Source organism: Pseudoxanthomonas yeongjuensis, from assembly GCF_010093345.1.
GTDB lineage: Bacteria > Pseudomonadota > Gammaproteobacteria > Xanthomonadales > Xanthomonadaceae > Pseudoxanthomonas_A > Pseudoxanthomonas_A yeongjuensis.
Genome location: NZ_PDWT01000001.1, coordinates 371714 through 390887, shown reverse-complemented (window position 1 = coordinate 390887; position 19174 = coordinate 371714). Strand labels below are relative to the sequence as shown.

Below are 19174 nucleotides of genomic sequence, written 5' to 3'. Positions count from 1 at the left end.
GCAACACGGACTTCCCGGACAGAGGCCGTCCCGCGAATAGTCGATCTTGCGACGACGGTTCGCCCCGCCTTGCGCGCGCCTGGTTCCGGTCGGCTTGCACAGGAGAGTTGACAGCAGGGAAGGCAGAGGCGAACAATGTGACTACACTTGTAGTCACATTGGATTCCGATGAGCCTTCGCCTTGTTGTGCTGTTCCTGCTGTCGATCGCCTGCGTGCCGTTCGCCAAGGCGGCCGGGGCGAATGGGCAGTGGCTGGTCACCACCGACCTCTGGGGCAATCCCGCCTACCAGCAGCTCGATATTACCGACGGCGACGGCGCCCTGAGCGGAGTGTTCGACGGCGACCCGCTCGTCGGCAATCGCAACGGCACCACCCTGCAGTTCACCGTGACCGGCAGCGATGGCGCGATCTACCGCTTCGCCGGTACGCAGACCCAGGACGCGATTACCGGCAACGCCGACTATCCCGATACCAACAACAAGGACCAGCGCGCCGCCCACGCGTTTTCGGCCAGGCGCCTGCCGCAACGTAGCGGCAATGCGCCGCAACGGCATGAGTTCGTCCCCACCGATTACTCGAACGAATTCTCCCCGCATCGCGCACCGGTGTTGACGATCTGGCCCGGCGACAGCGTGCACACCACCACCCTCGATTCCGGCGGCGTGGACCAGCACGGCAAGACCCGGGCGCTGTTCGGCAATCCGCAGACCGGGCCGTTCTTCGTGATGGGCGCCAAGCCCGGCGACGTGCTGGCCATCCGCATCAAGCGCCTGCGCTTGAACCGCGACTATGCCGACAGCCTCGACAGCCTGGTGGGCCGCGCGATGTCGACGGCGGTGGCGGCCAAGGCGATGGAACTGGGCAAGCCGGTGCGCTGGACCCTGGACCGCGAACGCGGCGTGGCCTTTCCGCAAACGCCCACGCCGGGGCTGCGCACGCTGTCGGTGCCGCTGAGCCCGATGCTGGGCGGGCTGGCGGTCGCGCCGGGTTTCGGCTCCGCCCCGGTTTCCACCGGCGACACCGGCCGCTTCGGCGGCAACATGGACTTCAACGGGATCCGCGAAGGCGCCACGGTCTACCTGCCGGTGTCGCAACCCGGCGCGCTGCTGTACCTGGGCGATGCGCATGCGTTGCAGGGCGATGGCGAGACCTCGCAATACGCGCTGGAAACGTCGATGGAGGTGGAATTCAGCGTGGACGTGTTGCCCAACAGGAACCTCTCCGCGCCGCGTGTGGAATCGGAGCGGCAGTTGATGGTGCTGGGCCAGGCCGGCTCGCTGGACGACGCGTTGCGCAGCGCGACGTCGGGCATGATCCAGTGGCTGCAGCAGGACTACGGGCTGACCCTGTCCGAATGCGCGCAGCTGATCGGCAGCTCGGTCCATTACGTGGTCGCCAATCTGGCCGGGCGCAGCGTCGGCATCGCGGCCAAGCTGGACAAGTCGGTGCTGCGGACGCTGAAGCCCGCCGATGGCTGATCCCCGGGCCAGGTGCCCCTGGGTTCCTGTGGGAGCGGCGTCGGTCGCGATCAAGCCTCGGTGATGCCGGCTTCGCGACTGACGTCGCTCCTACAAGTGTCGTTCGACTGAACTCGCCCTGCGCGCGCCTCGCCTAGCGCACCGGCGCCAGCTTGAGGAAGCGTGCCGCGTTGTCGTGGAAGATCGCGCGCTTCTGTTTCGCGTCCAGGAACGGGGCGCTGTCCACGCCTTCGATGGCTTGGCCGATGGCCTCGGGCCAGACCATCTGGTCGGAGCCGAACATCAGGCGGTCGCCGAAGCCGGCGGTGAGCAGCGACTGCAGGTACTGGTGGAACTCGGCGCGCGGGATGATCCAGTCGATCACCGCCACGTCGGCATGCACCTGCGGGTACATGTAGAGGATCGCCTTGGTCTCCTGCAGGTACGGCCAGCCGGCGTGCATCAGCCAGACGCGTAGCTTGGGATGGCGCTTGAGCAGGGGTTCCAGTTGCATCGGATTGCCGAGCGCGACGCTGAACTTCGGGCAGCAGCCATACGCCGCGCCGGGCGGGCCGAGACCGGTGTGGATGCCGACCGGGATGTCGAACTCCTCGGCCAGAGCGAGATAGGATTCGAACCACGCGTCGCTGGGGTCGAGGCCGTGGTACTGGGCGGCGATCTCGCCCATCACTTTCAGGTCGCCCGCGGCGAATGCGGCGCGCAGGGTCTCCGGTGGCGGCAGCGGCGTGCGGCCATCGTCGAGAAACGCGCCGGCCCATATCCGCTCGCCACCGCGCTTGCGCATGCTGGCCATGGCCGCCTCCGGGCCGCTGACCAGGCCCAGCACCACGTTGTGTTTCTGCAGTTGTTCGAAGGTGAGCCGTTCGCGCTCTTCGTCGGTGTTGGCGCTGGTCGGCTGGCCGGTCGCCGGGTTGGGCGCGCCCGGCGCCGCGGCGCCCACGTGCAGGTGCACGTCGATGATCGGACCGGTGTAGGGCTGCGCGCACACCGAAGTCGCGCAGGCCAGCAACAGGGACAACAGGAGGATCGATCGCATGGCCTGGCTCCACGGGTGTCAGGAAAATCAACGCGCCAGGGACCGCATTCCGGACAGGCGAGGACCGTAGGGCGGAACCGCCGCAGGCGACGCGCACTTTCGTCCTTGCCGCCAGGGCGTAAGGCCTAGCCGCCCAGGAAGTCCAGCAAAGCCGCGTTGAATGCATCCGCATGGCTGACGTTGCAGCCGTGCGGCGCATCCGCCAGCAGCACAAGCTCGCTGCCGGCGATGGCGGCGTGGGTCCGCTTGCCCGAGCCTTCGAAGGGCACCGTGCCGTCGCTGTCGCCGTGGATCACCAGGGTCGGCACGCCGACCTTTTCCAGGTCCTTGCGGAAATCGGTAGTGGCGAACGCCTTCATGCAACCCAATGCCGCCGTCTGGTCGCACTGCAGGCAGAGCGCGATCGCCTGCTGGCGTTCGGCTTCGCTGACCTTCAGCACCCCTTTGGCCGAGAAGAAATCCCGGGTGAACCCGTCGAAGAATTTCTCCCGGTCCGCCTTCAGTCCATTCTCCTTCTGCCTGGCCTTGTCCTCGGTCAGCGGACCCTCGGGGTTGTCGTCGGTCTTCATCAGGAAAGGCGGTACCGCGGAGGCGAAGACCACACTGCGCAAGCGGTCCTCGCCGTGATTGGCGACATAGCGGGCCACTTCGCCTCCGCCCATCGAGAACCCCACCAGGGTGACGTCGTTCAGATCGCGCGCCTCGAGCAGATCGGCGAGATCGTCCGCGAGGGTGTCGTAGTCGAAACCGCTCGCCGGCTTTTCCGAACGACCGAAGCCGCGACGGTCATAGGCGATGACGCGATGGCCGGCGTCGCGCAATGGGCCCAGTTGCGGCTTCCATGCTTCCGCCGACAACGGCCAGCCATGGATGAGCACGATCGCCCGGCCCTCGCCTCCGCTGTCTTCGACGTGCAGGCGGACACGGGCATTCTGGTTTGCAGTGGCGGACATCGTCTGACTCCTGGTGACGGGCGCTGATGCGCACTATGTCCGTAGCCTCGGTGATCCGCCGTTCCACACTGGTGAACGGCATGCGCATCGACACTCACGCGGTCCTTGCAATTGCGCAAGCGCAAGTCTTTCGACACGGAACGAAGAGCCCCGGGTTGACCAGCTTCGCTGTTGAAGACCGCTGCGCGCTATCCAGGCTACATAACTGCATCGCTCGCGGATTCCGCCATGCGCCGGATTTTTTCCCGGCGGCTGTCGATTCTCCGCCCCGCCGCTCGTCGTTGAAGACAGGCAGGCATACAACGCCTGGCCCGGACTTTCCGTTCACCACGATTTTGCACGGACCCGGGGATGCTCAAGGCCCGGATCCGACCCCTACCCCACCGACAAGGAGAACAGCGATGACCCCGAAGAACACGATCTGCCTGTGGTACGACCGCAACGCGCTGGAAGCGGCGACCTTCTATGCCGCCACCTTCCCGGACAGCGAGGTCAAGGCCGTGCATTACGCGCCCGGCGACTTTCCCTCCGGCAAGGAAGGCGATGAGCTGACGGTCGAATTCACCGTGCTCGGCATTCCCTGCATCGGCCTCAACGGCGGGCCGGCGTTCAAGCAGAGCGAGGCGTTCTCGTTCCAGGTGGCGACCGACGACCAGGCCGAGACCGATCGCCTGTGGAATGCGATCGTCGGCAACGGCGGGCAGGAAAGCGCCTGCGGCTGGTGCAAGGACAAGTGGGGCCTGAACTGGCAGATCACCCCACGCGCCCTGACCGACGCCGTCGCCGACCCGGACCGCGCCGCCGCCAAGCGCGCGTTCAACGCGATGATGGAAATGCGCAAGATCGATATCGCCACGATCGAGGCGGCGCGACGCGGCTGACCCATCGCAGGGCGGGTCGGGACCCGCCCTGCGAACTGCCTCAGGACTGGAACACGGGCTCCAGCATGCGGAAGCTGCCGGCGTCGGCATCCATTTCCACCTTGCCGCCGATCGGCACGATGAACTGTTCGCGGATATGGCCGATCATCGCGCCGCGGTAGGCGGGGATCCGCAACGGCTTGAGGTAGTCGTCGAATATCCCGGCCAGGGTCAGCGAGCCGTAGCCATCGCCAGGATCGCAATCGGTGCACTGGCCGAAGATCACGCCGGCGACCCGGTCCAGCACGCCCATCAGCTTCAAGGTGCTGAACATGCGGTCGATGCGGTAGGGCGCTTCGGACACGTCCTCCAGGAACAGGATCTTGCCGCTGAAGTCCGGCAGGTAGGGCGAACCGGCCAAGGCCACCAGCACCGACAGGTTGCCGCCGACCAGTTCGCCCTGCGCCTTGCCGCCGGTGATGGTGACGGTGCGGTTCTTGCGTTGCACCAGCTCGTCGCCGCGATCGGTCGGGTTCTGGTATTGCATCAGTTCGCGGTCGAAGAACATGCGCTGGAACTGGTCGACGTTGAAGCGATTCCAGCTGCCCGAACCGATCGGCCCATGGAAGGTGACCAGGCCGGTGCGCGCATGGAGGGCGCTGTGCAAGGCGGTGATGTCGGAATAGCCCAGCAGCGCCTTGGGATTGCGGCGGATGGCGTCGTAGTCCAACAGCGGCAACAGGCGCGCGGCACCGGAACCGCCACGCGCGCAGATGATGGCCTTGACCTGCTTGTCGGCGAACATCGCGTTGAGGTCGCCGGCGCGCCCCGCATCGGTGCCGGCCAGGTGGCCGCGCCGCTGCGCGTAATGCGCGCCGGTCTTCACTTCGAAGCCCAGCGCCTGCATCGCTTCCTGCGCCAGTTGCAGGTCGAACGGTTCGTCGGTGGCCGACGACGGGCTGACCAGCGCAACGGTGTCGCCCTTGCCCAACGGCACCGGCAGCAAGCGCTTGCGCGCCGTCGCCGCCCGCGCATCGCCACCACCGGCCAGGGGCAGCAGCAACGCCGCCAGTGCCGCGTTGCCAAGGAATTGTCTTCTGTGCATGTCGCCGCCTGCCTCTGGGGAATCCGCAATCAGGGTAGCAAGCAAACCGCAGGACATCGCAATTGCAGGAGCGACGCAAGTCGCTACGAAGCCTCGATAAAGTCGGCTTCGCGACTCACGTCGCTCCTACATTGCCTCAGGGTGGCCTTCTTGTAGAGGGTCGCGTCGATGGCAAGAGGTATCAGCGGATCTCGAGTGGCGTAGCCCGGGTAGAGCCGCAGGCGAAACCCGGGGATTTCCGTCGAAGGCAAAGAGCCCCGGGTTGACCAGCTTCGCAATGTTGAAGACCGCTTCGCTCTACCCGGGCTACATCGCTTCGCGACTCACGTCGCTCCTACACTGCCTCAGGGTGGCCTTCTTGTAGAGGGTCATGTCGATGGCAAGAGGTATCAGCGGATCTCGAGCGAGGCGATCAGATCGTCCCGCACGACGAAGGCGTAGGTCAATTCGACCGGGCTTCCGGGGAAATTGCCGGCAACGCGCGCGGTCAGCAGGACCGCGTCGCCTTCCTGAGTGCAAGCCAGCGGATCGACCACGTACTGGTATTTCCGCCTGCTTTCCCGCTTCCAGGCCTTGATGGCGGGCAGTCCCTGGATCGTGCGCGCCTCGTCGCGGACTTCGGCATCGGCGGCGAAGCAGGTGGAGAATCGATCTTCGTCGGCGCTTGCGTCGGCACGCAGGTAGCGTTCTACGGCAGCAGGCAGTGCAATGGTCATGGCGGGCCTCTTGGATGGTTTGCGATGAGCCAAGGGTGGGGATAGGCTGGCCAGACCGCAAGAACGCACTGGAAAGTGAGTGGCTAACGGAAAAGTAAGCGCGAAGACCTACACGCCGGATACTGCCGCGGCTGGCGTGGAATCCGTGCTCCATCTGTTCGAAGGCCGGTGGAAGCTGGTCATCCTGTTCCACCTGTTCGGCGGCAAGGTGTAGCGCTTCTCGCATCTGGAAAAACTGATCCCCGGCGTGTCGCAGAAGATGCTTGCGCAACAGTTGCGGCAGTTGGAGTCGGACGGCATCGTCCTGCGCACGGTGTATCCGCAGGTTCCGCCCAGGGTCGACTACCAGCTCACCGGATGGGGCCAGGCGCTATGCCCGGCGCTGGATGCGCTGTTGAACTGGGCGGAGCAACGAAACGCCGGATGACGCCTCTGCCGCAGGAAATCGGAAAGCCGTAGGGCGCACCCCCAAGGAGGATTGCCCCCTACTTGCCGATGCGCCTTGCGGCCCTGGCGTGAAACGGGTGTCCGGGCGGTGAAACAGGAAGGCCCCGCATTGCGGGGCCTTGCTTGTGGCGGCCGCGGCGTGGGATCGCGCCGTAGCCGGTCCTGCGGCAACCAGGTGGAAGCGTCCCGGGTGCGCTTCGCTTACCCGGGCTACGCTGTTTGCAGGCCCTACTTCACTTCGTCGAAAACGTACTCATGCTGGCCATCGCGGACGATCAGCTTGCGCACGCCGTCCTTGTCCGCGCGCACGAACAGGAAGCCGAGCGCCTGCGGGTCGATGGTGACGAAGCCCAGGCTGCCGTCGGTTTGCGGCATGGTCGCCACCTCGGAAGCGAACGCACCGAAATCGAAGGACGCCTTGCCGCCCGCGCGCGTCACCCGCAGCTCGCCGAGCGCATCGTTGTGGTAGCGCGGGGCCAGCCCGGCCAGCGCCGTCGCGTCTCCCGGCACCTGCAGTTGCTTGCGGAACGCCTCGAAGCCCTCGCGGTTGGCCTTGGCCCCGGCCTTCGCCGCGGCCTCGGCCTGCGGTTCGCCGTCGAACATCAGCTCCATCAGGCGGCGCTTGAACGGGCCGCGCAGGTTCACGCCTTCATCGGCATTGGTCAGGATCACCGCGCCGACCTTCTGCCCGGGCCACCACATCATGTTGGAGTGGAAGCCGCCCATGTCGCCGCCGTGGTCGATCACGGTGGTGCCGTCGCTCTTGTCCACCATCAGCGCCATCGCGTAATTGCGGTCCACGCCCAGCGCGATCTGCGGTTCGCGCCGCTGCAGCAGCGCGGCCTCGCCGATGTAGCGGCTGCCGTCGGGCAGCAGGCCGTGGTCGATCTCCATCCGCACGTACTTGAGCAGGTCGTTGACCGAACTCCACGCCGCGCCCGCCGGACGCGACGCGACGATGGTGTCGTTCAGGCCCATGCCCATGACTTCCACCTGGTGCTCGATGTCGTAGCCGTGCGGCGCGGCATAGTCGCCGGTCTGCGCCCTGGCGTAGTCGAAGGTGGTGTTGCGCATGCCCAGCGGATCGAACACCAGCGCCTGCATGGCCTGGTCGTAGCCCGCGCCCAGTTCGGTGCCGGGATAGGCGACCTGGCCGCCGATGTAGCCCGCCGCCGCGGCCATCGGGTTGGAGTACTGGAACAGTTCGCCGAAGCCGCTGGTCGGTTGCATGGTGCCCAGCGTAGCCATGACCGTCTTCGGCGTCTGCTTCTCGCCGTCGAACAGCCACTCGTAGTCCTGGCGCGGAACGCCGGTGCACGCGCAGATCAGGTGCTTGACCAGCACCTGGTCGGTGGTGGCCGCATCGCCCAGTTTGAAATCCGGGTAGACGTCCTCGGCGCGCGCGTTCCAGTCCAGCTTGCCGGCATCGACCAGCTTGGCCAGCATCAGCGTGGTCAGCGCCTTGGTGTTGGAGGCGATCATGAAGCGGGTGTCGCCATCCACTTTCCCGGGCTTGCCCAGTTGGCGCACGCCGAAGCCCTGCGACATCACCACCTTGCCGTCCTGGACGATGCCGATGGCCACGCCGGGCACGTCGAATTCCTGGCGCATCCGCTCGACGAACCCGGCGACCTGCTGCAGGCGCGCGTCGTCCAGTTTGTGCGCGGTGCGTCCGGCGAAGCTCTCGCGCTTGTAGCCGGCGGGCTGCAGGCGCTGGGAGATCTTGCCGAATTGCGAGCCGCGTTTTTCGGCGATGGCCTGGTCCACGTCGACCACCACGGCGGTCCAGGCCGTGCCCTTGCGATAGGCGCTGGCGCCGACGGCGCGTTTGGCATTCGCGGCGACGTCGTAGTCGTAGAAGCGCCGGGCTTCCCAGCCGTCCTTGGGCGCGGCGTCGGTGGCCACCAGCAGCTTCGGGGTCATGCCGAGGATGGCCCAGGCCTCGGCGATCGCTTCGTCGGCGGTGGCCGCCTTGGCATCGACGATGGCCAGGCGCGAGCCGTCGCCTTCGGGCGGCATGATCAATACGGCGTTGCCCTGCACTCGCTGGCTCCAGCCGCCGGGCAGGACGAAGGTGGTGCCAGCCGGCGTCCTGGAAGGCGTGTCCGCCGCAGTTTCTGCAGTGGCTGCCGCCGCGTCGGCGGCATGGGCAGGCGACGTAGCGAAAGGCGACGCCAGCAGCAGGGCCAGGACCAGTGGATGGACGGAAGGACGCATCGAAAATCTCCGGCAAGAGGGGTGGCGCTAGATGCGCATACTCCCCGCCGGCTACGCAAGTCCCATTGCGGATGGGCCAGTGCGAGCTTGTGCCGCTTTTATTCGACAGCGTCCCGCACGCCCTTTTTCGCGGCGAACCTGGCCCCTGCTTCCAGCATGGCGGGTCGATGCTCCACCGCCCACTCGTACAGCGCATGCAGCGGCACGATCAAGCTGCGGCCCAGTTCCGTCAGTTCGTAGTCCACGCGCGGGGGAACAGTCGGGAACATCGTGCGTTCGACCAGCCCATCCTGCTCCAGCCCTTTCAACGTCAGGGTGAGCATGCGTTGCGAGATGCCCTGCACGCCGCGCTGGATCTCGCTGTAACGCAACGGTCCCTGCCACAGCGCGGCGACCACCATCACCGTCCACTTGTCGCCGATGCGCGCCAGCGTTTCCAGCGCCGCGCGGTAATTCGGGTCGGCGCCGTGGACCGTACGCACAGAAGTGTTCGTAGCGCTCAAGAAAGTGCCTTCTTGCCTTGGTCCGCGAAGATCCTATCATCACCCGCGCGGCCTTCCGGGCCGGTCCTGCGGAGACGGAAATGTTCAACAACCTCATCCCCAAGATCTTCTACGACAGTCTGGAAGACGGACTGGAGTTCTTCGTGGAAGGACTGGGCTTCGAAGTCGGCTATCAGGACGCCACGATGGCGGTCATCGTCCGCGACGGGGCCAAGGCCTACCTGGTCGCGAATGCGGAATGCGCGGCGCTGGACCGACCGGAACTCGGCATCGACACGGACGACATCGAAGCGGTCTACCGCGAGCTGTCGACGCGTTCGCCGCATCTGCTGCACCCCAACTCCAATCGCGTCACGCGCAAGCCCTGGGGCTCGCGCGAGTTCGCCATGCTGGACAAGACCACGGTCTGCGTGATCTTCCGCGAGTGGCCGGCCGAAGGCTGAGCGGCGTCACCCGCAACAAACCAGGCCCATAGGGCGGGTCCCGGCCCGCCGGATGGAATCGTCCTCGACTGGCATCACCTGCTCCCTGGTTGAACAATTTTCCGATTTACTTTCCGCCGTTCAGATACTGACGCTCCAGTTCGTCCGCGCGTCGCGCAGTCATATCCATGATGCATGTCGATTGTGCCGCTGGCCCCATCGTGGAACCAGCCCCCTCAGCAACCTTTCCACAGGCACTTTCGATCTGCGACAACCATCGCGACTGGGAATCCCGCAGACGGGCCGATGCACCGCTTTTATCATTCCGCTTCTCGAGCGCATCTTCGGCCTGACGGTAAACCCGATCCAGCCTTGAATCCTGGAATTCGGACTCCTTGTCGGCGCAATCCTGCCGATGGCCAGCAGTGCTGACGTCTTCGGGTTGATGCGTCATGCAGGCTTGGTATTCGGGCCGCACTCCATAGTCGCTGCCATAGGTTCCACTGCCGCCCGCAGAGCGCGCAGGCTCACGTCCAATCACACCATCTTCATGTTCGGCGACAAGCCTGCCAGCAGGTTCCGACGACCTCGCCGCGTACTGCGGATCCAGCGCTGCATCCGACTTCATCGATGCAGTCCGGCCGCAGCCGTTGGCCGTCAGAAAGAAGATCGGCACGGCCAGATAAATCGGAAGGCGTTTCATCGTACTGCTCCCTGTAGCGACGGACGGATTCTGACACACCCGACTCGGATGACTTGGTCAGAACTGTGCCGTGGGCCACGAAACAGAGCCCGCTTGGCCGCCCAGCCTTCGCAGGATACGGGGGATGAACAGCAGGCCCATGGGGCAGGCCTCGGCTCGCCGAATGGAATCATCATTGCCAGCTGCGGCGGGCTTGAGCCTGCCCTATGTTGGCTTACAGCCTTCAGGCACCGCTTCCCCACAGCACCGCCGGCGCCGCCTTGCAGTCGCGCACCGGTTCGGGCTCGTCGTGTTTGCTGTCCAGCAGCCAGCACTCGTCCAGCACCGAGCAATAGCACAGGCGCATGCCCACGCCCGGCAGCGACCGGGTCAGGGCCGCGTAGACCGCCGGCGAGGTCGACGACGGGGGCACGCGCATGGCCTGGATCCATTCGTCGGCGCCGATCACGCGGCGCTGGATGGCGCTGCTGACGATGGATGCGTCGGGCGTCGTGTCCTGGTCGCCGCAACAGGCGGCCAGCAATGCCGAAGGACCGGCGACCGGCTTGCCGGCGTACAACACTTCGGCCCAGCGCACGCGGGCCGGTCCCACGCCGCGGTTGAGCAGGTCGATCGACAGCTGCGGGCTGCCGTCCTGGGCGAGGTCGCTGGTGCCGAAGACCAGCGAAGGCCAGACGCTGGCCGCCAGCATCCGCTCCTGGGTGCGGTTGGCGCTGTACGCCACGAACACGGACACCGCCGAAATCAGCAGCACGCCGGCGCCGATCAGCAGTTCGAACAGGCGATACCGCGGCGGCATCGGTGCGGGTTGCGCCTCGGAGGCGGGTTCGGACGCACTCGGTGCGGGTTCTGTCATGGGATTCCTTTGGATGTTGTTGCGCAAGGCAGGTCATGGCGGGCCTGCCGTCGCGCGTCATTATGCGATGCGCGGACCCGGCCTAGAGCCGTAGGGCGGAACCGCCGAAGGCGTTGATCCGCTTCGCTGTTGCGGGAGCGGCGTCCCCCAAGGGGACTTCCTTCGGGGCGTGAGCCGCGAAGGCGACGATCCCAGGCCACCGGTTCGCATGGCGCCGTCGAGCTCCCGTTCGCGGCTGACGCCGCTCCCACAAGAGCCGGACCGGAGAGCCCGTGGGGCGCAATCCCCTTGGAGAATTGCGTGCCGCTGCCGGGGACACGAGTGCCACCGCGTAGACACCCCGCTCCTCGCCCACGCCGGGTCGCCGATGCGGCGCCTCGCCGAGCCGCTGCTCTTCCACCTGGGCCAGGATGTCGCGCACGGCGGCCGCACCGTCGAAGATCGCGTACCCCAGCATGGGCAGGGTGTGCTTGGCCAGGTCGGGCATGTCGCTGCTCGACACGACATCGCCATGGGCCGAGATCGTCTGGATCAGGCGGCCGAGCGTGTCGATCTGGTCGAGGGTGACGCCGAAGATGAAGCGGCCGGTGTTCGTGCCAGTCGCCCCTGGCCTCGCCGCGGACATGACGTCGCGCTCCGGCACCTCCACCGTCGCCGTCCCTTGCGCGGGCCACGAGACCTCGTCCAGCACCAGGTCCAGCTGATCCGCCAGCGCCTCCAGGCAGAACGTCAGTTCGCCCATGCTCACCTCCGGCGCGTGTTCCAACGATCCCTGCGCGATGCGCGATTGCGCCATCCGCGCCAGGAACCTGATGTGATCGCTCAACCTCGCCAGCCGCAGCTGGCTCTCCTCGGGCAGCAGATAGCCCAACCCTTCCCGATCCTCCGATTCATGCCTCGACATTGTGTTGCCTCCTCATTCCATGAAATGGCCACTCACCGCTTCGCGCCTGATCTCCGCCGTACAACGCCGAAGCTTTTCCACCCAGTCCCTCCAGGCAAGCAAGTGCGCCTGCTTTCAGGCCTCCGGTAAATCAGGGATGGCCGAACCTGATCCCGTTCTTTCGACTCTGTTCTTCGCCGACACCGTTCTTCGCTTGTGCATACTTCTCCACGGCGCGGAATCTCCAGCTGCGCATACCGCAGGTTTCCGTTCTCGCGACCTTCGAAGTATCCGATACGGATATACTGGATGTCAACCATGCAGAAACGACAGATGTTTCCCGGGCGCCGAGAATGCCGCCCATGAGCAGCACTTTCGGTACACGCCTGAAGGAATTCCGCGATGCGCGGGGTTGGTCGCAGGAGCGCGTCGGCTTCGAACTCGAGGTGAGCAAGGCCACGGTTTCGAAATGGGAGACCGGCCGCGCCGAGCCGAACCTGGGCAACCTGGCGAAGATCCGCCGGCTCTACGCAGCCGATGGACTGACCCTGGACTATCTGATCGACGATACGTATGCCGCGGCCAAGTCCCGCCAGTACATCAGCGAAAGCACCCGCGAGCCCGCAAGAGCGGCGCAGAGCCAGGAAGAAATGACCCTGCTCACCCGCTTTCGCGCGTCACCGACGGCCCGGCGCCGCAGTCTGCTGAACCTGCTGGAAAAATAGCCGTGGCCCGTAGGGCGCAATCCCCCAAGGGGACTTCCTGCGCGGCATAACCGCAGGGCATTGCGCCACGGAAATCCGCGAGTGGCCGGCTGAAGGCTGAGCGGCATCGCTCGCAGCAACCAGGCCCCTATCGTCATTGCCACAGGCGGCGGGCTTGAGCCCGCCCCATGCGCTGTCGTGGGAGCGGCGCAAGCCGCGAACGGGAGCTAGACGGCCCCATGCGAATCGATGGCCTGGGATCGTCGCCTTCGCGGCTTGCGCCCCGAAGGAAGTCCCCTTGGCGGCGCCGCTCCCACAAGGACCGACTCGCCAGGTTCCGGCAATCAGCAAGAACAAGGGTCGGAGTCGTCTTTCCCGTTGAATCAAAAGAAAGTGCACTGCCAACAAAGGCAACAAAGGGGCCAGAGGAAATATCTGATTCAAACGGATATTCACTCTGGCCCCTTTGTTTGATGCGCTGTTGTGGGAGCGGCGTAAGCCGCGAACGGAGCTCGACGACGCCATGCGAATCGATGGCCTGGGATCGTCGCCTTCGCGGCTTGCGCCCCGAAGGAAGTCCCCTTGGCGCCGCCGCTCCCACAAGGACCGACTCGCCAGGTTCCGGCAATCGGCAAGAACAAGGGTCGGAGTCGTCTTTCCTGTTGAATCGAAAGAAAGCGCACTGCGACCCCTGTTGGCTCACTTCATATCTCGCGGCACGTCGTTGCCGACGCGTCGCTTTCGGCCAGCACTTCGGGGCGCGCGATGGGCAGGTCGTGGGAACCGCGCACCGGGCGCACGCCGCCGCGCGGGCCGGCGGTGGCTCCTGTCAGCACCGGCGCGGGCAGGTACACGATGCGGTAGGCCAGTTCGAACTCGCGCAGCGGCACCACCCGCGGCTTCGGCGTGCCCGGCACCACGATCGTGCGTCCGGTGGTGATGGCATGCGGCGCGCCCGCGCCGAAGCCGGCATCGCGTGCGAACTGCGACCAGACCGCGCCGCCCAGCGCATTGACGAACAGCAGTTGCAGGCGGTCCATGCCGTCCAGCGGCACCGTCCTGCAATAGTTCAGCGCCACCGTTCCGCCCGCGGGCGGCAGCCGCAATCCGTCCGGCGCTTCCAGCGGCGGCGGAAACGATACGTTGGCGCCGTTGAGGTAGGCGTTGAAGTATCCCGCCTCGACCGCGCCGGGCCGCGCATGCTCCGGCGCCACGCCGACCGGTAACGGATGGCGGGTGATGGAGAGGAACTCCACCCGCGCCCGTTCCGCCCGCACGCCGCCGATGGCGTCCAGTCCCGGGCGCACCACGCGACCCGGCGTCGGCGCCAGGTCGAACGGCATCGCATCGAACTTGGGATCCTGCGCGCGGCTCACGCCGATGGAGCGGCAGGGTTCGCCGCCGATGGCCGTGGTCGGTATCGAGCGGAGCTTGCTGCGGATGAAGGACTCGATGCGGCGCGAGATCTGCACCGGCAGGAACAGGAAATCCAGGGTCGATTCCAGCGTATGCGGATCGCCCAGCACCGGCTCGCCCACGTCGACCTTGACTTCGATATCGCCGTTGCGGGCGCCGTCCGCGGCCTTGCACTGGACGTGCACCTCGTAGCTGTAAGTGAGGTCGCGATCCACCGGGCCGGGCGGGTCGATCTTGAAGAGCAGCCGGCCGTAGAGCATGGCCTCGCGCAGGTTGGGTTTGTCCACGTTGCGGGTGACGCTGTTGAAGGGCCGGCCGACGCAGTCGCCGCCGCACTTCAGCGGTCGCGCGTTCTCGCTGCGCCAGTGCACCAGGCCGTCGCGGTCGCGCACCCTGGCCGCGAACTCGGTGGTGCAATCCTGCGGGCGGAAGCCATTGGGAAATTCGTGGCCGGCCTCGCGCATCAGGGCTTCGCACAGGCCGAGGTCGGCGGCGTCTTCGATGGCCTTGCGCAGGAAGGGCATGGTGACCGCGCGCGGCGCGGTTTCACTGGCCTGGAACGGGTATTGCAGCGCTTCCGGCGGCCCCAGCGCTTCGTCCTGCGCGAACGCCGTGGTCGTCATGAACCATTGGCCCGTCGCCAGCACCAGGGCCGCAAAAATATGCCTCCGCATGAAACACCTCCGTGATTCAGCATCCCCTGCACTTCATGTCACGCAGTCGCGGGGAGGAAGCGGCCAAGGGCGGCCTCCATGAAGCGCTGGCGAGTGGGCCTCCGGGAAACTGGGGATAGTCCGGAGCGCATATTCGCTTCGATCGAATATGTTCCCTGCTCCATTTCTCTGTCGCCTCAAGCAACAAAAGGGTCAGAGGAAATATCTGATTCAAACGGATATTCACTCTGGCCCCTTTGTTCGGGCCCCTTTGTTCGGGACCCCACCGCCGTGAACGCAACGTCAAGCGCCTTCCATGCGATCCGACGCTCTTCGCGCGCTTCTAACAAGCGACAGGCCAGCGTAGCGAGCGAGTGAGGGGATGGCGACCCGGTCGCGCCTGGGGCGGCTGTTCCACCCGCTTCTCCCGTAGGCCGCATTACGCGATCGCCCGTGCTGGTCCGACAGATCCATGACGAGAAAAACCAGCGATGCCACCCGCCAGCCGCAAGCAATGAACCGGGAAAAGGAAAATGCCATGCCGCTTACCGGCGATGCGTCCGTCGATCGACCGGCCTTCCACGCGGTCCTGTTCGATGCGGTTTCCGGCGACCGGCAACTCGGCGCAATCGATGCGGCCGTGCTGGCAGGATTGGGAGACAAGAAACTCCTCTGGATAGACCTTCTCAATCCCGCGGAGGAACAGCTGCGTGCCCTGGCGACACAATTGTCCCTACCTCCCGCTGCCATCGAGGGATACCTGGGGTCGGACACCAACCCCTGCCTGGATCCCCGCGGAAAATGCTTCTGGTTGCGCGTGGTGTCGATCAACGACGAACCCGGACTGCAGTTCTCGGGCACGGTGCTCTCGATGATCGCTGGTCCCAATCTTGTGATCACCCTGCACCACCACCCCGTGGCTTTCCTGGATGAATTCCGGGCCACCCAATCCGACCACGGCGACGCAGGTGAGCTTGGCGCAGCCAGCTTCGTATCGGCGTTGCTGGATTGGCAGCTGGGAACCTACTTCGAGGCGGTTTCACGATTCGAAAGGGAAGTCGAGCGGTTGGAAGTGGACATCCTCTCGGAAAATCCGCGCGATTGCCTGGCGGAACTGCGTACCCTGCGCAAGGGCGCCTCCCGCTTGCGTCGCATGCTGGCACCGCATCGGGTGGTTTACACGGCGCTGGCCCGGCCCGACTTCCGGCCCGGGGAAGACGAGCGCACCGAACAGCATTTCAGCGCCCTGGATATCCATTACGAACGCGCCATGGACATGGTCGAAAATGCACGGGACCTGGTGGTGGGCAGCTTCGAACTGTTCAGCAGCCAGACCGCCTTGACCGCCAACGAAACGATGAAGGTGCTGACCTTCGCCACCGTGGTCATCGGCGTGCTGGCCGTGCTTGGCGGCGTGCTGGGAATGAATTTCGAGGCCCCGTTCTTCAAGACGGGAGCGCTCGGCTTTTACGTGGCTCTCGGTTTGATGCTGGCCATAGCAGGCGTGTCGATATGGATAGGCAAGCGCAAGCAATGGTTCTGATTGGCGCGAGGCGTGGCCCTCCCCGATTGGCAAGCAACGGTTCCCTGCGTTTTACGGCCAGGACATGGTGAAGAACACGCGAAAGAAAAGTTCACGCGCAGCTAGCGGGTCATTGCCCTAAATGATCCAATCCCACCGAGGAGATACCCATGGCCAGCAAAGCGAAATACGACCCGTCCGCCGTCAAGGAACTGTTGTTGCAAGCATTGGAAACTGAACGCGGCGGCATCCAGGTTTACACCGCCGCCATCAAGGCGGCCAGGAACAAGGACTTGAAAAAGGAGTTCCAGGAATACCTGGACCAGACCAGACATCACGAGGAAGTACTCACCGGCGTATTCGCCCAGCTCAAGATCGATGCCGAAGAACAAAGCCCCGGCCGTGCCGTCGTGGCCCACAACGGCGCCGCACTGGTGCAGGCGATCGAGATGGCCATTGCAGACGCGGAACCTGCCGCAGCCGAGCTGGTAGCGTGCGAATGCGTGGTGCTTGCGGAAACCAAGGACCACTCGAACTGGGAGCTGATCGGCCGGGTGGCCGACGAGGCCAGCGACACGGTCGCTAAAGCGCTCAAGGCCGCGTTCGACGAGGTCGAAGAAGACGAGGATCACCACCTGTATCACACCAAAGGCTGGTGCCGCGAGCTGTGGATCCAGAGCCTGGGAATGCCCGCCGTGCTGCCGCCGCCCGAGGAAGTGAAAAAGGTGGAGACCGCCATCGGCGCAGCGCGTGCAGAGAAATCGCGGGACGCCATGCTCTGATCGCCACGTTTGCTTTTGTCAGCTCGTTGCTCTGATCACGAAGCTCGCCGGTCAGTACCCTCGCCGGCGAGCGTCCGCATGAAAAACTGGGTGGCACCGCTTCGTGACTGCTTCCACACTGGAAGCGGCGGACCCCACACCGCTATAAAGGGGCCAGAGGAAATATCTGATTCAAACGGATATTCACTCTGGCCCCTTTGTTTTGCAGGATCGGCAGGATCGCTGACCGCCGCGCCGGGTGCGGCATAGGGATCTTCCGCGCTCATCGTTCGGAATCCGCCTGTTCCTGGTCCCGCTTGTCGTTCTCTTCCAGGATACGCATGGACTCATCGTTCTTGCGCTTCCATTCTTCGAGCTCAGCGCCAGTCATTCCCTTTTCGAGGACCGGCGATTGCTCGGTCGTAGGACTGATCGCGGGCTTCTCCACAGGGACGCGGGCTGTCTTTGGTGACTGGGCAACGGGTTGGACACGCTGCGGAAGATCGACTTCGATCCGATGACTAAAGAAAGGAAAGGTGAGCAGGCGGTACACAGCGTAACAAACCAATGGAGCACCGATCAGAGCGCCAACTAGCAATGGACCACGGTCGGCGGGTGGTTTTCTTTTGCGGTTACGGTAGTGTGTTGAGGCGCGCGGCAGCGGCGGCGGCATAGTCGATGCCATGCCTTCCAGTTGCGGGCCGAGCATGGCACGCAGCGCATCGCCATCAATGAGCTGGACGTGACCCAGGCGCGTAGCGGCTTCTTTGGCAGCCTGGGTGAACTCGCCACTGGTAACGACGATGGCGCCGGTGGCGTTCTCGTTGACCTTGATGCCGAGCAGTTCGTGCACGGCGTTGTGGGTGACCTGCTTGGCGTTCCAGTGCTTGCATTGGACCAGGACGTACTCGCCGTCCTTGCGCAGTTTCAGGTCGATGCCGCCATCGAACCGGGTGCGGCCACTACCAGTGCCGACATGGTCAACACTCCAGCCTTGCGCCCGATAGTAATCAGCCAGCATCGTCTCCAGCCGATCCCACCCCACCCGCGTCAACGTATCATCGCGGCGGTTGCGTACATTCTTCAGTCCGTTCATTCCGTCCCCACGGAGGTTGATGGGCATCATTTCTTTCAACCCCCTCTGCATCATCCGCGCAGGCGGCTTCGCCGACCTGGGCCAACTGCTCAACACCGGCGCGATCCACCAGCTGCAGCCCGCCCTGTCCCAGTCCGCCCCTCCCTCCGCGCTCGACTAAACGACTAAAGGAAACGGAGGTAATTATTTCACTGACCCCATCCTTCCCTGAACTCAGCAACGGCTAATTCAACGTCTGCCGCGATCCGACAACTGCCTCAGCCGCACCCTTTACCCCCACTTCACCAATCATCGCAACCCGCCTCTGAAATTCCTCATCCGACAACGCCCCCTCGCTGTGCAACCATTTGAACCGCTTGCGCTGCTGTTCCGGCGTCTCGTCCGCATCCATGAAGTCGTATTCGCGCAGGAACTGCGCCGCACGGCGCGACTCGATCTCCTGGATCAGGCGCGGACCGTCGTCGTTGTCGATCACCAACAGATTGCCCTTGTCGGTGGGCAGGATCGTGAACTTCGTGCGCCGGAACCAGTACACCGCATAACAACCCAACCCGATCCACAACCAGAACGACGCCCGGAACGGGCCCTCGCCGAAATAGCTCATCGCTGTCAGCACGCCACCCAACGCGATCCACAACAACCCCGCATTCCGCAACCACTGATTGCGCTCTTCCAGCGTCTGCCGATCGCGACTGATATCGGTGTACTGAACCGAGAAAGACCGGCTACCCGAACTGTCTTCGAGCGAGTAGTTCAGTTCGTCTTCCCCAAACTGATAACGGATACGGTTGGAATTACGACTTTGCTTTATTTCCACTTGAAGTCCCCCTTCAATTTCCAAT

22 protein-coding genes are annotated in these 19174 nt (G+C 64.9%); 9 read left to right on the top strand and 13 right to left on the bottom strand.

The window, feature by feature from the left end:
- Positions 1-168: 168 nt before the first annotated feature.
- Complete coding sequence (locus CSC74_RS01800; protein WP_162312708.1) at positions 169-1479, top strand: acetamidase/formamidase family protein; 1311 nt, start codon at positions 169-171, stop codon at positions 1477-1479.
- Between the two features lie 133 nt (positions 1480-1612).
- Here the strand turns inward: CSC74_RS01800 and CSC74_RS01795 are convergent, their stop codons facing one another.
- Entirely contained in the window at positions 1613-2515 is a 903-nt protein-coding gene (locus CSC74_RS01795) for an amidohydrolase family protein (RefSeq protein WP_162312707.1), read from the bottom strand.
- Between the two features lie 125 nt (positions 2516-2640).
- A complete protein-coding gene (locus CSC74_RS01790) occupies positions 2641-3468 on the bottom strand; it encodes an alpha/beta fold hydrolase (RefSeq protein WP_162312706.1) in 828 nt (275 codons plus the stop codon).
- 401 nt (positions 3469-3869) lie between these two features.
- On the opposite strand from CSC74_RS01790, the gene CSC74_RS01785 reads away from it, so the two are divergent.
- Positions 3870-4349 (top strand): VOC family protein, encoded by a 480-nt coding sequence (locus CSC74_RS01785; protein ID WP_162312705.1) that lies wholly within the window; start codon positions 3870-3872, stop codon positions 4347-4349.
- Positions 4350-4389: 40 nt separating this feature from the next.
- On the opposite strand, the gene CSC74_RS01780 is transcribed toward CSC74_RS01785, so the two are convergent.
- Entirely contained in the window at positions 4390-5433 is a 1044-nt protein-coding gene (locus CSC74_RS01780) for a S66 peptidase family protein (RefSeq protein ID WP_162312704.1), read from the bottom strand.
- Positions 5434-5822: 389 nt separating this feature from the next.
- A complete protein-coding gene (locus tag CSC74_RS01775; protein WP_162312703.1) occupies positions 5823-6149 on the bottom strand; it encodes a nuclear transport factor 2 family protein in 327 nt (108 codons plus the stop codon).
- 79 nt (positions 6150-6228) lie between these two features.
- Here CSC74_RS01775 and CSC74_RS17635 point away from each other — a divergent pair, with 79 nt between their 5' ends.
- Positions 6229-6363, top strand: coding sequence for a hypothetical protein (locus CSC74_RS17635; protein ID WP_281349703.1), 135 nt, complete (start codon positions 6229-6231; stop codon positions 6361-6363).
- Between the two features lie 12 nt (positions 6364-6375).
- A complete protein-coding gene (locus tag CSC74_RS17505; protein ID WP_281349720.1) occupies positions 6376-6576 on the top strand; it encodes a winged helix-turn-helix transcriptional regulator in 201 nt (66 codons plus the stop codon).
- A gap of 248 nt (positions 6577-6824) precedes the next feature.
- Here the strand turns inward: CSC74_RS17505 and CSC74_RS01765 are convergent, their stop codons facing one another.
- Positions 6825-8813, bottom strand: coding sequence for a serine hydrolase domain-containing protein (locus tag CSC74_RS01765; RefSeq protein WP_162312702.1), 1989 nt, complete (start codon positions 8811-8813; stop codon positions 6825-6827).
- A 98-nt stretch (positions 8814-8911) separates the two neighbouring features.
- Positions 8912-9316 carry a winged helix-turn-helix transcriptional regulator gene (locus tag CSC74_RS01760; protein WP_162312701.1) on the bottom strand — a complete coding sequence of 135 codons (405 nt, stop codon included), beginning with the start codon at positions 9314-9316 and terminating at the stop codon, positions 8912-8914.
- A gap of 80 nt (positions 9317-9396) precedes the next feature.
- Between CSC74_RS01760 and CSC74_RS01755 the strand changes: the two genes are divergently transcribed.
- On the top strand, positions 9397-9759 hold the full coding sequence (locus CSC74_RS01755; protein ID WP_162312700.1) for a VOC family protein: 363 nt from the start codon (positions 9397-9399) through the stop codon (positions 9757-9759).
- A 106-nt stretch (positions 9760-9865) separates the two neighbouring features.
- Here the strand turns inward: CSC74_RS01755 and CSC74_RS01750 are convergent, their stop codons facing one another.
- The 3 genes from CSC74_RS01750 to CSC74_RS01740 all read right to left on the bottom strand — a co-directional run bounded on the left by CSC74_RS01750 (position 9866) and on the right by CSC74_RS01740 (position 12168).
- Entirely contained in the window at positions 9866-10441 is a 576-nt protein-coding gene (locus CSC74_RS01750; protein ID WP_162312699.1) for a lysozyme inhibitor LprI family protein, read from the bottom strand.
- Positions 10442-10664: 223 nt separating this feature from the next.
- A complete protein-coding gene (locus CSC74_RS01745) occupies positions 10665-11297 on the bottom strand; it encodes a hypothetical protein (protein ID WP_162312698.1) in 633 nt (210 codons plus the stop codon).
- 82 nt (positions 11298-11379) lie between these two features.
- Positions 11380-12168 (bottom strand): XAC0095 family protein, encoded by a 789-nt coding sequence (locus CSC74_RS01740; RefSeq protein ID WP_211369533.1) that lies wholly within the window; start codon positions 12166-12168, stop codon positions 11380-11382.
- 374 nt (positions 12169-12542) lie between these two features.
- Here CSC74_RS01740 and CSC74_RS01735 point away from each other — a divergent pair, with 374 nt between their 5' ends.
- The gene (locus tag CSC74_RS01735) at positions 12543-12905 is read left to right on the top strand and encodes a helix-turn-helix transcriptional regulator (protein WP_162312697.1); all 363 of its coding nucleotides are present in this window, start codon (positions 12543-12545) and stop codon (positions 12903-12905) included.
- Between the two features lie 683 nt (positions 12906-13588).
- Here CSC74_RS01735 and CSC74_RS01730 read toward each other — a convergent pair.
- On the bottom strand, positions 13589-14974 hold the full coding sequence (locus CSC74_RS01730; RefSeq protein WP_162312696.1) for a hypothetical protein: 1386 nt from the start codon (positions 14972-14974) through the stop codon (positions 13589-13591).
- A gap of 451 nt (positions 14975-15425) precedes the next feature.
- On the opposite strand from CSC74_RS01730, the gene CSC74_RS01725 reads away from it, so the two are divergent.
- Together CSC74_RS01725 and CSC74_RS01720 are read left to right on the top strand one after the other, a co-directional pair.
- Positions 15426-16496, top strand: a complete 1071-nt coding sequence (locus tag CSC74_RS01725; RefSeq protein ID WP_162312695.1) for a magnesium transporter CorA family protein — start codon at positions 15426-15428, stop codon at positions 16494-16496.
- A 149-nt stretch (positions 16497-16645) separates the two neighbouring features.
- A complete protein-coding gene (locus CSC74_RS01720; protein WP_162312694.1) occupies positions 16646-17257 on the top strand; it encodes a DUF892 family protein in 612 nt (203 codons plus the stop codon).
- A 35-nt stretch (positions 17258-17292) separates the two neighbouring features.
- On the opposite strand, the gene CSC74_RS01715 is transcribed toward CSC74_RS01720, so the two are convergent.
- Complete coding sequence (locus tag CSC74_RS01715) at positions 17293-17523, bottom strand: hypothetical protein (RefSeq protein ID WP_162312693.1); 231 nt, start codon at positions 17521-17523, stop codon at positions 17293-17295.
- Complete coding sequence (locus CSC74_RS01710) at positions 17520-18332, bottom strand: restriction endonuclease (RefSeq protein ID WP_162312692.1); 813 nt, start codon at positions 18330-18332, stop codon at positions 17520-17522. Before CSC74_RS01710 ends, CSC74_RS01715 begins: the two co-directional genes overlap by 4 nt.
- A gap of 19 nt (positions 18333-18351) precedes the next feature.
- On the opposite strand from CSC74_RS01710, the gene CSC74_RS01705 reads away from it, so the two are divergent.
- Positions 18352-18492, top strand: coding sequence for a hypothetical protein (locus tag CSC74_RS01705; protein ID WP_162312691.1), 141 nt, complete (start codon positions 18352-18354; stop codon positions 18490-18492).
- 63 nt (positions 18493-18555) lie between these two features.
- On the opposite strand, the gene CSC74_RS01700 is transcribed toward CSC74_RS01705, so the two are convergent.
- Positions 18556-19173: a hypothetical protein gene (locus tag CSC74_RS01700; RefSeq protein WP_162312690.1), complete on the bottom strand. Its 618-nt coding sequence runs from the start codon at positions 19171-19173 to the stop codon at positions 18556-18558.
- Between the last annotated feature and the right edge of the window lies 1 nt (position 19174).